This window comes from Micromonospora antibiotica (assembly GCF_017599305.1).
GTDB lineage: Bacteria > Actinomycetota > Actinomycetes > Mycobacteriales > Micromonosporaceae > Micromonospora > Micromonospora antibiotica.
Genome location: NZ_JAGFWR010000003.1, coordinates 63,979 through 77,690, shown reverse-complemented (window position 1 = coordinate 77,690; position 13,712 = coordinate 63,979). Strand labels below are relative to the sequence as shown.

General features: G+C 74.5%; 9 protein-coding genes, 1 pseudogene and 1 riboswitch. Of the genes and pseudogenes, 6 read left to right on the top strand and 4 right to left on the bottom strand.

Going from position 1 to position 13,712, the window contains the following annotated elements; genetic code table 11:
• Nucleotides 1-19: 19 nt before the first annotated feature.
• The 4 genes from JQN83_RS08570 to JQN83_RS08555 all read right to left on the bottom strand — a co-directional run bounded on the left by JQN83_RS08570 (nt 20) and on the right by JQN83_RS08555 (nt 2,582).
• Entirely contained in the window at nt 20-712 is a 693-nt protein-coding gene (locus tag JQN83_RS08570) for a carboxypeptidase-like regulatory domain-containing protein (RefSeq protein WP_208566538.1), read from the bottom strand.
• Nucleotides 709-1,317, bottom strand: coding sequence for a glycine zipper family protein (locus tag JQN83_RS08565; protein WP_208566537.1), 609 nt, complete (start codon nt 1,315-1,317; stop codon nt 709-711). Before JQN83_RS08565 ends, JQN83_RS08570 begins: the two co-directional genes overlap by 4 nt.
• Before the next feature lie 13 nt (nt 1,318-1,330).
• Nucleotides 1,331-1,675 (bottom strand): hypothetical protein, encoded by a 345-nt coding sequence (locus JQN83_RS08560; RefSeq protein ID WP_208566536.1) that lies wholly within the window; start codon nt 1,673-1,675, stop codon nt 1,331-1,333.
• A gap of 100 nt (nt 1,676-1,775) precedes the next feature.
• Nucleotides 1,776-2,582: an LppM family (lipo)protein gene (locus tag JQN83_RS08555; protein WP_244252055.1), complete on the bottom strand. Its 807-nt coding sequence runs from the start codon at nt 2,580-2,582 to the stop codon at nt 1,776-1,778.
• A gap of 516 nt (nt 2,583-3,098) precedes the next feature.
• Here JQN83_RS08555 and JQN83_RS08550 point away from each other — a divergent pair.
• The 6 genes and pseudogenes from JQN83_RS08550 (at nt 3,099) to cobO (ending at nt 13,627) form a co-directional block, all read left to right on the top strand.
• Nucleotides 3,099-4,340 (top strand): MFS transporter, encoded by a 1,242-nt coding sequence (locus JQN83_RS08550; RefSeq protein ID WP_208566535.1) that lies wholly within the window; start codon nt 3,099-3,101, stop codon nt 4,338-4,340.
• A 73-nt stretch (nt 4,341-4,413) separates the two neighbouring features.
• Entirely contained in the window at nt 4,414-5,307 is an 894-nt protein-coding gene (locus JQN83_RS08545; RefSeq protein ID WP_208566534.1) for an aldo/keto reductase, read from the top strand.
• 131 nt (nt 5,308-5,438) lie between these two features.
• Nucleotides 5,439-5,774: a hypothetical protein gene (locus tag JQN83_RS08540; RefSeq protein WP_208566533.1), complete on the top strand. Its 336-nt coding sequence runs from the start codon at nt 5,439-5,441 to the stop codon at nt 5,772-5,774.
• A gap of 674 nt (nt 5,775-6,448) precedes the next feature.
• Nucleotides 6,449-6,578: riboswitch (cobalamin riboswitch) on the top strand.
• 308 nt (nt 6,579-6,886) lie between these two features.
• On the top strand, nt 6,887-10,630 hold the full coding sequence (cobN, locus tag JQN83_RS08535) for a cobaltochelatase subunit CobN (protein ID WP_208566532.1): 3,744 nt from the start codon (nt 6,887-6,889) through the stop codon (nt 10,628-10,630).
• 56 nt (nt 10,631-10,686) lie between these two features.
• Nucleotides 10,687-13,016, top strand: a pseudogene (locus JQN83_RS08530) (VWA domain-containing protein).
• Nucleotides 13,016-13,627 carry a cob(I)yrinic acid a,c-diamide adenosyltransferase gene (gene cobO, locus JQN83_RS08525; RefSeq protein ID WP_145919775.1) on the top strand — a complete coding sequence of 204 codons (612 nt, stop codon included), beginning with the start codon at nt 13,016-13,018 and terminating at the stop codon, nt 13,625-13,627. Before JQN83_RS08530 ends, cobO begins: the two are co-directional and overlap by 1 nt.
• The last annotated feature ends 85 nt before the right edge of the window (nt 13,628-13,712 follow it).

Here is a 13,712-nt window from a genome sequence, read left to right as displayed (position 1 = left end):
TGTACGCGGGCGGTCCGGGTCAGCGGGCCGGGGGTTCGCAGACGATGACGAGGTCCGCGTCGGCCGGGTCGACCTCGGCGGTGAGGGTGCGGCCCCGGCCGACCAGGCGCAGCCGGACCGGTCGTCCGGGGTGCTCCGGGTCGTGCGGGACCCCGGCGATCCGGAACCGGCCGCCCGCGTCGGTGTGGGTGGCGTACGGGGTGCCGACCAGTTCCACCCGCAGCGCCGCCAACGGCTGCTGCTGCGGGCCGATCACCCGGCCGGCCAGGTCCCGCAGGGCCAGCCGGTGCAACCGCAGCGGGTGCAGCACCGGTGGTGCGACCGGCGAGGCGGGTGTCACCTGGGCCGGCACGTCGACCAGCAGCGCCGGGCGGGGGGTGACGCCCAGGGTCACCCACAGCGCCGGGTCGCCGGCCTCCAGGACCAGTTCCGGTTCGCCCGCCCCGGCGGCGGCGGTCAGGATCCGGTCCAACCCGGCCAGCGCCGTCGGACCGGCGGCGCTGACCAGGTAGCGGATCGTGAACCGGTACGGTTCCCGGGTGCCGGTGCCCCGCGTCTGCCGGGCCGGCCGCAGGGCCAGCGGCCACAGGGTCAGTCCGGCACCCCCGTCGGTGGGCGGGCCGACCGGGACGTCCTCGCCGGCCACCCCGGCCAGCCAGGCCGCCAGCGCGGCGGTGGCCGCCTCGACCGGTCCCCGCCCGTCGCCGGTCATCGCGGCGGCGTCCCCTGGATGCGGTACGCGATGGCCTCGTTCCACACGTGCGGGTAGACGCCGATCTCGAAGTACCTGGTGAACCGGTTGATCGGGGCGTTGGTGTGGTCGTGCCAGAGCAGCCACACCGGGGCGACGGTGAACAGGACGTAGTTTCCGACGACCAGCGGCAGGTAGAGCGGCCCGAGCAGCCGGGCCTGGAAGATGTGCACGTCCTCGTGGCGTTGGATGCCGGGGCCGGACCCGGCGCAGACGGTGCCGATGGTGGTGGCGTAGCGCGGGGACACCCCCTCGACCAGGTTGACCCGGCAGCTGCGCTGCGAGGTGGGCCGGTCCAGCGAGTGGCCGAAGACCAGGTGCAGGGCGAGGTAGAGCGCCCCGACGGCGGTGTTCGGCAGGCTCCAGGTGTGGTCGACGACGAAGAGCAGCACGCCCCGGACGTCCGGGCCGTACACTCTGGCGGCGGCGACCGACCAGCCGAACGGGACGCCGACGAGCAGGCCGACGACCGCCCCGACGAGCAGGCCGACCGGCCCGCCGGTGAGGACCCCGAGCGTCGCCCCGCACAGGACGTGGACGGCGGCACTGACGATTCCGAAGATCATGACGCGCCTCCGCTCAGACCCAGGAACGGACGAAGCGGGGCTCGCGCCCCTGGGCGAGCTGGTCGGCCGACGCCTGGGTCGGTTGCCGGTTGCCGGGCGGCAGCTGGTTGACGCCCAGCGCGGCGGAGAAGATGACCAGGCCGTTGAAGAACGCGATCAGCCATTTCTCACCGCCGGCCCCGGTGGCGAACGCCGCGGTGGCGTACGACAGGGTCAGCGCGACGCCCAGGGCGATCCACTTGCGGGCCTTGTCGCTGTTCGGGCCGATCAGTCCGCCGACGACGTTGGCGGTGAGCAGGGTGGCGGCGCTGGCGCCGGCCACACTGCCGAGGGCGGCCCAGGTGAAGAGATCGTTCACGGCGATCCCCCTTCGAGTGGTGCGGGGAGGGTAGGTGCGGGTGGTGAGGTGCGACGGCCGGTGGGGCGGGCCGCCCGGGTGCCGTGGTGGTGCGCCGGGGTCAGACCGGCCCCGGACGATCGGTCGGTGCGGCCCCGCCCGTGGTGCCGGTCGGGCCCGGCGGGGTGGACGGGACGGTGGTGGCACGGGCGCGGCGGCGCAGCAGCACGGTGACCACCCCACCGGCCAGCAGCAGGAGCAGGACCGCACCGGCCACCAGCAGCCAGGGGAAGGAACCCGGGTCGTCGTCGCCGGTGGCGGCGACCGGGGTGGCCGACGGGTTCGGTCGGGGCGGGGCCTCGGCGATCGCCCGTAGCTCGGCCGGCTTGGGCTGGTTGGCCACGACCTTCCAGCTGACCGAGCGCCCGCTGAGGGTGCCGTTGGTGTCGATCACCCGCCCGGGAAAGGTCACGGATATCTCGAACGACATCAGCTGCATGAACGCCTGTTGGTTCTGTGGATTCTGCTCGGCCACTTTTCCGCCGTATTTCTTGGGATCGAGCGGTAGGCTGAACCGGTAGAGATCACCGTCCCGGACAAGATTCACACTCTCGCTGGTGAAATCCTTCAACGGGGTGTGCCGATAGGTGATCTGCGCGCCGTAGTAACGCTCGTCCTGGTAGACGGTCTCCTCGCCGACGGGCAGGCTGGGAATGTTCTCCCGCAGTTCGGCGTAGGCCACCGCGATGTTCTTGTTGCGGTTGCTGAGCACGGACCTGTCCGCGGTCAGCAGGAGTTGCCCGTCGATGGTGTCGTCGGCGTTGACGGTCAGGCCGAGGTTGAGTTGCATGCAGCCGGCGAGCGACGCCACCAGGGCGAGGCACGCCACCGCCCGTACCGCCCGGCCGCGCCGGAGTCCGGTTGTCATGGGTCACATTGTGTGTGATCCACTTCACAGTCGGCAGTCCTAGATCGGTCATCCGCCTGTCCCCGATCTTACCGGAACGCCCAACTGTTCGGACAGTACGGAAATGGTGAACGGCAGATATCCTGAACGGTTGACCACCATTGTCGACATTACCGGTTCCGTTTCCGCGCGCACCGGATCCGCATCGAACCCCGACGGCACCAACCCGAAACAACCGACCCTCCCACTCCCACCCCCACCCCCCGTCCCCGCCCCCCTAGGTCCGCACCTCGCTTGGTGATCAAGAGGTTTGCGTCACCTGCCGGGGATTTTCTGACGCAAACCTCTTGATCACCGGGGAAAGCCGGGGGTCGGGGGCGTTGGCGGGGTGTGGGGGGCGTGTGTGGGGGTGGGGTGGTGGGCTGCGGTAAGGGGCACATCGTGCTTGTGGCCGTGACGAAACCGGTGTGAGATCTCTGGTGAGGACCGTCGTGCCCACCCCGGGGACGGGCCCCCGGCCGAAGGGACCGCACTGCCGTGAACGCCGCCACCGAGCCCCGTACCGTCGCGCCCCGGGTGGTGCGGGCCGCCCGTACCGGAGTCGCGGTGGTCTTCGCCCTCAACGGCCTCGCCGTGGCGACCTGGTTCTCCCGGGTCCCGGCGGTCCGCGACGCGCTCGGCCTCAGCGCCGGCCGGCTCGGCCTGCTGCTGCTGGCCATGTCCGGGGGCGCGGTGCTGGCGCTGACCAGCGCCGGCCTGGTGACCCAGCGGCTCGGCCCGGCCCGCACCGTCGTCGCCTCCACCGTGCTGGTCGCGGTCGGGCTGGCCGGGGTGGGCGTCGCCACCCCGCTCGGCTCGCTGCCCGGCGTCGCGGTCGGCCTGTTCGCCCTCGGCTACGGCTCCGGCACCTGCGACGTGGGCATGAACGTCGAGGGCGCGGCGGTGGAGAAACGGCTGGGCCGCACCATCCTGCCCCGCTTCCACGCCGCCTGGAGCCTCGGCTCGGTGGCCGGTGCCGGGCTGGGCGCGGGCGCGGCCCGGCTCGGTGTGCCGATCACCGTCCACCTGGCGGTGCTGGCGGCGGTGGTGCTCGGCGGCACCCTGCTCGGGGCGCGGAACTTCCTGCCCGCCCTGCCCGCCTCCACCGCGGACGGTGCCGCGTCGGCCCGCCGGGGTGGCCTGCTCGCGGCCTGGCGGGAGCCGCGCACCCTGCTCATCGGCGCACTGGTGCTGGTGATGGCGTTCACCGAGGGCAGCGCCAACGACTGGCTGGCGGTCGCCTTCGTCGACGGCTACGGGGTCAGCGAGGCCGCCGGAGCAGCCGTCTTCGGGGTCTTCGTCGCCGGCATGACCATCGGCCGGACCGTCGGCACCGTGGCCATCGACCGCTGGGGCCGGGTGCCGGTGCTGATCGGCACGATCCTGCTGGCCGCCGCCGGCTCGCTGCTGGCGGTGCTGGCCGGCTCCGGCCCGCTGGCCGTCGTCGGGGTGGTCCTCTGGGGGCTCGGCGCGTCGCTCGGCTTCCCGGTCGGGATGAGCGCCGCCGCCGACGACGAGGAGCACGCCCCCGCCCGGGTCAGCGTCGTCGCGGTGATCGGTTACACGTCGTTCCTGGCCAGCCCGCCGCTGCTGGGTCTGCTCGGTGACCACGTCGGCATCCTGCACGCCCTGCTGGTGGTGCCGGTGCTGCTGATCCCGACGCTGGCCCTGGTGCCGGCGACTCGTCCACCGGCCGGCGTCGGGCCGTCGCCACACACCGCTCCAGTACAGAAAAACTAACAGTTCCCGGCTCGCACCGGTATCGGGTGCGCGGCCGTTACGCCGGGTCGTCGCCGCTGGCTAGGGTCGCCGGATGCCAACTGAGATCACCGCCGCAGCGGCGGGCCGCTGGACCCTGGGCGACCGCACCGTGCACCGGATGGGCTTCGGCTCGATGCGGCTCACCGCCCACCCCGACCGGGACCGGGCGCTGCGCGTCCTGCGCCGGGCCGTCGAACTGGGCGTCGACCACATCGACACCGCCGCGTTCTACGTCTCACCGGGCGGCACCCTGAAGGTCGGCACCGGCCCCGCCCGGTACGCCACCGAACTGATCCGTGCCGCCCTCGCCCCGTACCCGGAAGGGCTGGTGATCGCCACCAAGGTCGGCTTCCGGGCCGACCCGACGACCGGCACGCGCGAGGAGGCCAGCCCGGCGCAGCTGCGCGCCCAGGTGGAGGAGAACCTGCGTCGGCTCGGCCGCGACCACCTTGACCTGGTCAACCTGCGGATCGTCAAGCGGCCCGCGCCGGACTCCGTGGCCGAACGCTTCGGTGCGCTGGCCGAGCTGCGCGACGCCGGCCTGATCCGGCACCTGGGCCTGTCCAACGTCCGCGTCGACCACCTCGACGAGGCGCAGACCATCGCCCCGGTGGTCTGCGTGCAGAACAACTACGCCCTGGACAACCGCGGCGACCAGGACGCCATGGTCCGTGAGTGCGGTGCCCGGGGGATCGCCTACGTGCCGTTCTTCTCCCTGACCGGCGTCAACCGCGAAGGCGGGGCACGTACCGACCACGATGCGGCCGTACGCGCCGTCGCCCGCGCCCACGACGCCACCCCGCAGCAGGTACGCCTCGCCTGGACGCTGCACCAGGGCCCGCATGTGCTGGCCATCCCCGGTACCGGTGACCCGGCCCACCTCGCCGAGAACGTCGCAGCCGCCGCGCTGCGACTCACCCCCGACGAGCTGGCCGCCCTGGGCTGAACGGTCCCGGGCGTGGCGCGTACGCCCGGGGACGTCGAGGTCTGCCCCGTCCAGCCGGTTGTCACCGGGCTCGCAGCGCCCTGCCAGGCAGGGGTGTTCCACTGGAGGGACGCCGAGGAGAGGACGGGCAGATGGGCTGGTTCAGCCGACGGACCCGGGCTGACGAGGGCATCCCGACCAAGCTCGACCGGGAGGCCACCCGGGACGACCTGACCGCGTTGTCGGACTTCGTGGCCACCCACCGGGGGGTGGAGTTCTATCTCGAACCCGAGACGACCGCCACCGACACCACAGTGGTGGCGATCGCGCACGACGGGGAGTGGATCCGCCGCCGCACCGGCTCCCCACGTACGGCGGCGAAGCTGGCCCACCGGCACGCGGTGCCCCTCTACGAGGCGGCGAAGACCGGATACCCGGAGCGGATGCGGGCCTGGAACCGGACCCACCCCGAGCGTCACCTCCGCTGACCCCTCAGCCGCTGCGTGGAGCATGGCCGGGGGTCTGCGGGGGTGGGTGTCTGTGGGGGCGGGCCGTGGGGTGTGGCCGTGGTGGTGGGCACGGCCGTTGGCCGCCCCGGCGGCTGCGGGCCAGGGGTGTGGGTATGTCGTCGCGGGCCCTTTCGAGCTGATGACGGTGACGGATCGGTCCCCCGGGTGGGACGGCCCGGCGCAGCCCGGCCCGACGCCCGCCCGGTCCGGGGGGACGGCCCGGCGCGGCCCGGCCTGGCGCCCGTCCGGTCGGGCCGGGTCGGACCGTGCCGACCCCGAGTCGTTGACGTCATCAGCTCGACAGCGTGCGAGAGAGGTGTTCCGACCGCCCCGGACGAGTGGCCCCCGGACGAGTGGCCCCGGACGAGTGGCCCCGGGACGGTCGGCCCCGGGGCGGGTGCCTCGATCGGCTCCGCGTCGGCCGGTGGGCGGCCGGCGGACGCGGGTTGCGGGTCGCCTCGGAGGATCTGCGGGTGCGTCACGCGGGGCGGCTGCGGGTCGGCCGTCGGGCGGGGTCGGACCCACCCGTGGGATGGGCGGGGCGGGCGGCTGCCGGCCTCGCCACAGGGGTCGAGCGGTGCCGTCGCGGGGCCGGTGGCCACCGTTGACCTCGGGGTGAGGAGTGTGGCAGCATTCGCGGCCTGACGGCAGTGAAGGAAGTCGGTGCGATTCCGACGCGGTCCCGCCACTGTCACCGGGGAGCGATCCCCCCTCGTGAGTCACGACCGTGCGTGCACGGTTGGAAGGCCGGGGGTGAGCGTCGATCCGGAAGCCAGGATACTTCGGCCGTCGGAGAACCCCAGGGCGTGGACACCCGAGGAGGACCCGATGACGCACAGCGTCACTGCCGACCCCATCACGGTCGGTGATTTTTGCATCACCGTCGAGCCCGCGCCGCCGCGTGCTCCCACCTCTCCCACCGTCGCCGGCCGCCGCCGGGGCGGTCGGCCTGCCACGTACCGCTGACGGCCGGTCCGGGTACCCCGCCGCAGGCGGGTGCGTCGTACCTCCGCCGCCGCTGACCGGCGTCCCTCCCGCCCCGCTCGGCCCGGCCCTGTGGTCGAGCCGGACGTCACTCTCCGGAGCCGCACGTGCGCATCCTGCTGCTGTCCACCGCCGACACCGATCTGCTCGCCGCCCGGGCCAGCGCCGCCGACTACCGGCTCGCCAACCCCACCCGGGTCGACGTGGACGCCGTACCGGCCCTGCTCGACGGGGTCGACCTGGCCGTCGTACGGCTGCTCGGTGGTCGGCAGGCGTGGCCGGACGGCCTCGCGGCGGTGCTCGGCTCCGGCGTCCCCACGATCGTGCTCGGCGGCGAGGCGGTGCCCGACGCGGAGCTGATGGCGGCCTCCACGGTGACCTCCGGGGTGGCCACCGAAGCCCTGTCCTACCTGGTCGAGGGGGGCGCGGCGAACCTCGCCCAGCTGGCCCGGTTCCTGTCCGACACGGTCCTGCTCACCGGTGAGGGCTTCGACCCGCCCACCCCCACCCCGCCGTACGGCATCCTCGACCGTCGACCCCCGACCGCCCCGACCGCCCCGACCGCCCCGGGCGACCGGGCGGAACCGGCGGCCGGGCCGGACGGGCGGCGGGCGGACGGCGACGGGCGGCCCACGGTGGGCATCGTGTTCTACCGGGCGCACGCGCTGGCCGGCAACACCGACTTCGTGCACACCCTGGCCGACGCGGTCGACGCGGCCGGGGGGAACCCGCTGCCGATCTACTGCGGATCGCTGCGCGGGCTCACCCCCGGCGACGGGCCGCTGGACCTCTTCGCCCGCTGCGACGCGCTCGTCGTCACCGTCCTCGCCGCCGGGGGGACGGTCGCCGCCGACGCCTCCGGCGGCGGCGACGAGGACGCCTGGGACGTCGGCGCGCTCGCCGCCCTCGACGTGCCGGTGATCCAGGCGCTCTGCCTCACCAGCACCCGGGACCAGTGGGCCGGCAGCGACGCCGGACTGTCCCCGTTGGACGCGGCGATGCAGGTGGCGATCCCCGAGTTCGACGGCCGGATCGTCACCGTGCCGTTCTCGTTCAAACGCATCGACGCCGACGGACTGTCGGTCTACGCCGCCGACGCCGAGCGGGCCGCCCGGGTCGCCGGGATCGCCGTCCGACAGGCCCGGCTGCGGCACCTGCCCCCCGCCGACAGGCGGCTGGCGATCGTGCTCAGCTCCTACCCGACGAAGCACTCCCGGGTCGGCAACGCCGTCGGCCTGGACACCCCCGCCTCGGCGGTACGCCTGCTCGCCGCCCTCGCCGCCGCCGGATACCACCTCGGTGACGCGCCCCCGCCCACCGACGGGGACGCCCTGATCCACGCCCTGATCGCCGCCGGTGGTCACGACGTCGAGTGGCTCACCCCGGAGCAGTTGTCCGCCGCCGAGGCCCGGGTGCCGGGGGAGACCTACCGGCGCTGGTTCGACCAGGTGCCGGTCGACCTGCGGGACCGGATGCGGGAACACTGGGGTGAGCCACCCGGCCAGCTCTACACCGACGACGGTGACATCGTCCTGGCCGGGCTGCGGTTCGGCAACGTCACCCTGCTGATCCAGCCGCCGCGCGGCTTCGGTGAGAACCCGATCGCCATCTACCACGACCCCGACCTGCCACCCAGCCACCACTACCTGGCCGCGTACCGGTGGTTGGCCGCGCCGGTCGCCGACGGCGGCTTCGGTGCCGACGCGGTGGTGCACCTCGGCAAACACGGCACCCTGGAATGGCTGCCCGGCAAGGGCCTCGGCCTGGCCGCCGACTGCGCCCCCGACGCCGTCCTCGGCGACCTGCCGCTGGTCTACCCGTTCATCGTCAACGACCCGGGCGAGGGCACCCAGGCCAAGCGGCGGGCGCACGCCGTCGTCGTCGACCACCTGGTGCCCCCGATGGCCCGCGCCGAGACCTACGGCGACCTCGCGAAACTCGAACAACTGCTGGACGAGTACGCCACCGTGCAGGCCCTCGACCCGGCGAAGGTGCCGGTGGTCCGGGGGCAGATCTGGGAGCTGGTGCGCGCCGCCGAACTGCACCACGACCTGCACACCGAGGCGATGCCCGACGCCGACGACTTCGACGACTTCGTGCTGCACCTCGACGGTTACCTGTGCGAGGTCAAGGACGTGCAGATCCGCGACGGGCTGCACATCCTGGCCGAGGTGCCCACCGGTGAGCCCCGGGTGAACCTCGTCCTCGCCGTGCTGCGCGCCCCCCAGGTGTGGGGTGGTGCCCAGGCCCTGCCCGGCCTGCGGCAGGCCCTCGCCGCCAGCTACGACCTCGACGAGCAGGCGCTGCTCGCCGAGCCCGGGGCGCGGGTGGCGGTGCCGGCGGCGTTGACCGACGTCGTCGACGGGCCGGCGGTCACCGCCGCCGACACCGTCGACCTGATCGAGGGGCTGGCCCGGCGGCTCGTTCTCGGCATGGAGACCCTCGGGTGGGACCCCGCCCGGGTCGACGAGGTGGTCACCGAGGTGACCGGCGGGTCCTGCCCCGACGCCGCCGAGGTGCTGCGGTTCGCCGCCCGCGAGGTGGTGCCCCGGCTGGACCGCACCACCGACGAGATCACCCACACCCTCGGCGCGCTCGACGGCCGGTTCGTGCCCCCCGGCCCGTCCGGGTCGCCCACCCGGGGGCTGGTCAACGTGCTGCCCACGGGCCGCAACTTCTACTCCGTCGACCCGAAGGCGATCCCCAGCCGCAACGCCTGGGACGTCGGGGTGGCGCTGGCCGACTCGCTGCTCGCCCGCTACCTCGCCGACACCGGGGAGTACCCACGGTCGGTCGGGCTGACCGTGTGGGGCACCAGCGCCATGCGTACCCAGGGCGACGACATCGCCGAGGTGCTGGCCCTGCTCGGCTGCCGGCCGGTGTGGGACGACCGGTCGCGGCGGGTCACCGGCGTCGAGGTGGTGCCGGTGGCGGAACTGGGCCGGCCCCGGGTCGACGTCACGGTCCGCATCTCGGGCTTCTTCCGGGACGCGTTCCCGCACGTCGTCGCCCTCCTCGACGACGCGGTACGGCTGGTCGCCGCCCTCGACGAGCCGGCCGGGGACAACTACCTGCGCGCGCACGTGGCCGCCGACCTCGCCACCCACGGCGACGAGCGGCGGGCCACCGCCCGGATCTTCGGCTCCAAGCCCGGGGCGTACGGGGCGGGGCTGCTGCCGCTGATCGACGCCCGCAACTGGCGCACCGACGCCGACCTGGCCGAGGTGTACGCCGTCTGGGGTGGCTACGCCTACGGCCGGGGCCTGGACGGGCGGGAGGCGCGGGCCGACATGGAACGGTCCTTCGCCCGGATCGCGGTGGCGGCCAAGAACCAGGACACCCGCGAGCACGACATCGTCGACTCCGACGACTATTTCCAGTACCACGGTGGGATGGTGGCGATGGTGCGGCACCTGACCGGGGCCGCCCCGGCCGCCTATGTGGGCGACTCGGCGATGCCGCACGACGTGCGTACCCGCACCCTCGGCGAGGAGACCCGGCGGGTGTTCCGGGCCCGGGTGGTCAACCCGAAGTGGATCGCCGCGATGCGCCGGCACGGCTACAAGGGCGCGTTCGAGCTGGCCGCCACCGTGGACTACCTGTTCGGCTACGACGCCACCGCCGGTGTCGTCGACGACTGGATGTACGAGCGCCTCGCCGAGGCGTACCTGTTCGACGGGGAGACCCGGGAGTTCCTGGAACGGTCCAACCCGTGGGCGCTGCGCGGCATCACCGAGCGGTTGCTGGAGGCCGCCGACCGGGGCCTGTGGGCGGCACCCGAGCCGGCCACCCTGGACCGCCTGCGGGAGACGTACCTGGCCACCGAGGGCGACCTGGAGGAACGACAGTGAGCGCGAGGAGTGAGCCGGGTTTGCGAGCCCCGCAGTCGCGATCGGAGGTCGGCTCTGTGAGCGCGAGGAGTGAGCCGGGTTTGCGAGCCCCGCAGTCGCGATCCGGAGCAGCACAGTGAGCGCGTTTCCCTTCTCGGCCGTGCTCGGGATGGACGACATGCGGTTGGCGTTGCTGCTCAACGCGGTCAGCCCGGCGATCGGCGGGGTGCTGGTGCGGGGCGAGAAGGGCACCGCCAAGTCGACCGCCGTGCGGGCCCTGGCCGCGCTGCTCCCGCCGGTGGACCGGGTCGCCGGGTGCCGGTTCGGCTGCGACCCGGCCGCCCCGGATCCGACCTGCCCGGACGGTCCGCACCCGGGCGTCGCCGGGCACGAGGACCCGGCCGCCGCGCCGGTCGAGCGCCGTCCGGCCCGGCTGGTGGAGTTGCCGGTCGGTGCCGCCGAGGACCGGGTGGTCGGCTCGTTGGACCTGGAGAAGGCCCTTGCCGAGGGGGTACGCGCCTTCGAGCCGGGCCTGCTCGCCGCAGCCCACCGGGGGGTGCTCTATGTCGACGAGGTGAACCTGCTCCACGACCACCTGGTCGACCTGCTGCTGGACGCCGCCGCGATGGGCCGCTGCCACGTCGAGCGGGAGGGTGTCTCGGTCAGCCACGCCGCCCGGTTCCTGCTGGTGGGCACGATGAACCCGGAGGAGGGTGAGCTGCGTCCGCAGTTGCTCGACCGGTTCGGGCTGACCGTCGAGGTGGCGGCCAGCCGGGACCCGGTCGTCCGGGTGGAGGTGGTGCGCCGCCGGCTCGCCGCCGACGCCGACCCGGCCGGGTTCGCCGCCCGGTGGGCCGCCGCCGACGCCGAGGTGGCCGCCCGGGTGGCCGCCGCCCGGGGGCGGCTCGACGCGGTGCTGCTGCCTGACTCCGCGTTGCGGCAGATCGCCGAGGTGTGCGCCGCGTTCGACGTGGACGGGATGCGCGCCGACATCGTCACCGCCCGGACCGCCGTGGCGCACGCCGCCTGGCAGGGGCGGGACCGGGTGACCGCCGACGACGTGCGGGTCGCCGCCCGGTTGGCCCTGCCGCACCGGCGTCGTCGTGACCCGTTCGACACCCCCGGCCTGGACGAGAAACGCCTCGACGAGGCGTTGCAGCGGGCCCGCGACGAGCACCCCGACGACGATCCGCCGGACACCGGCCCGACCGGTCCGGGCGACCCCGGCGGCCCGGACGGCGGTGGGCCGGGCGGCTCCTCGACGGGTGGCCCCGGCGGCGGGTCCGGTCCACAGCCACCCGACGACGCCGGTGGGCCGCAGGACGCCGGTGGTCCGCTGGGCCACGACGACCACCCGCGCGCCCGGACCGGTCCGGCCTCCCCACAGTCCGGGGACGACCGGTGGCCGGACCGCATCGACGACGGCGGACCGGACGGCGACGACGGGCCGGACACCGCACACCGCGCCGACGGCCGGTCGGGACGCCCCGACGACGGGTCCGCCGAGCACACCGGTGCCCGTCCGGGGCGACCCGGCCAGGGCGGCACCGCGAACCCGGGTGACCCGGCGGGCACCGGCTCGGTGGCCGTACCGCAGCAGGGGTTGACGGCCCGGTTGTTCACCGCGCCGGGGGTGGGTGACGGGGTGCCCGGCCGGCGGTCGCGGGCCCGGACCGGGCGCGGGCGGACCACCGGCGCGCGGGTGCCCGCCGGTCGGCCGGCCACGGTGCACCTGCCGGCGACCCTGCGTGCCGCCGCCCCGCACCAGGCCCGGCGGGGCCGGTGCGGCGGGCGGTTGCTGCTGCGCCCCGACGACCTGCGGGAGGCGGTCCGGGAGGGGCGCGAGGGCAACCTGGTGCTGTTCGTGGTCGACGCCAGCGGGTCGATGGGCGCGCGGCAGCGGATGTCGGCGGTCAAGGGTGCGGTGCTGGCCCTGCTCACCGACGCCTACCAGCGTCGGGACACGGTGGCGGTGGTCGCCTTCCGGGGTTCCGGGGCGCAGGTGCTGCTGCCGGCCACCTCGTCGGTGCTGGCCGCGTCGGCGCGGCTGGCCGAGCTGCCCACCGGGGGGCGTACCCCGTTGGCGGAGGGATTGCTCGCCGCCGCCGACCTGCTGCGGGTGCAGCGGCTGCGGGACCCGCGCCGGCGTCCGCTGGTGCTGGTCGTCACCGACGGCCGGGCCACCGCCGGGCACCGGCCGCTGGACCGGTCGGCGCGCGCGGCGGCGGTGCTCGCCGCCACCGGCGCACCCTGCGTCGTGGTGGACTGTGAGTCCGGCCCGGTCCGGTTGCACCTGGCCCGCCGGCTGGCCGACCAGCTCGGCGCGGCCCACCACCGCCTGGACACGGTCACCGCCGACCCGCTGGCCGGGCTCGCCACCGTCGGAGCGAATCGGAGCGTGCGCTGATGCCGCAGGGAAAGCCGGAACACGTCCCCGCCGACGGGTTGACCACCCGGCAACGACGGCACCGTCCGCTGACCATCGTGCACACCGGGCAGATGAAGGGGAAGTCCACCGCCGCGTTCGGCCTGGCACTGCGGGCCTGGACCGCCGGGCTGCCGATCGGGGTGTTCCAGTTCGTCAAGAGCGCCAAGTGGCGGGTGGGTGAGGAGAACGCCTTCCGGGCCCTCGGCCAGGTGCACGCCGACACCGGGCAGGGTGCCCCGGTGGCCTGGCACAAGATGGGCGAGGGCTGGTCGTGGATCCAGCGCGGCGGCGACGCCGACCACGCCGCCGACGCCCTGGAGGGCTGGCGGCAGATCCAGCGTGACCTGGCCGCGCAGCGCTACGGCCTGTACGTCCTGGACGAGTTCACCTACCCGATGAAGTGGGGTTGGGTGGACGTCGACGAGGTGGTCGACACCCTCACCCACCGGCCCGGCTTCCAACACGTGGTGATCACCGGCCGGGACGCCGACCCGCGCCTGGTCGAGGCGGCCGACCTGGTCGCCGAGCTGACCAAGGTCAAGCACCCGATGGACGCCGGTCAGAAGGGCCAGAAGGGCATCGAGTGGTGACCGGACCGACCCGCCGCACCGATCAGCGCCGCCCGCCGGGCAACGCGCCGACCGGTCACCCGGGCGGCCCCGCGCCGGGCGGGCC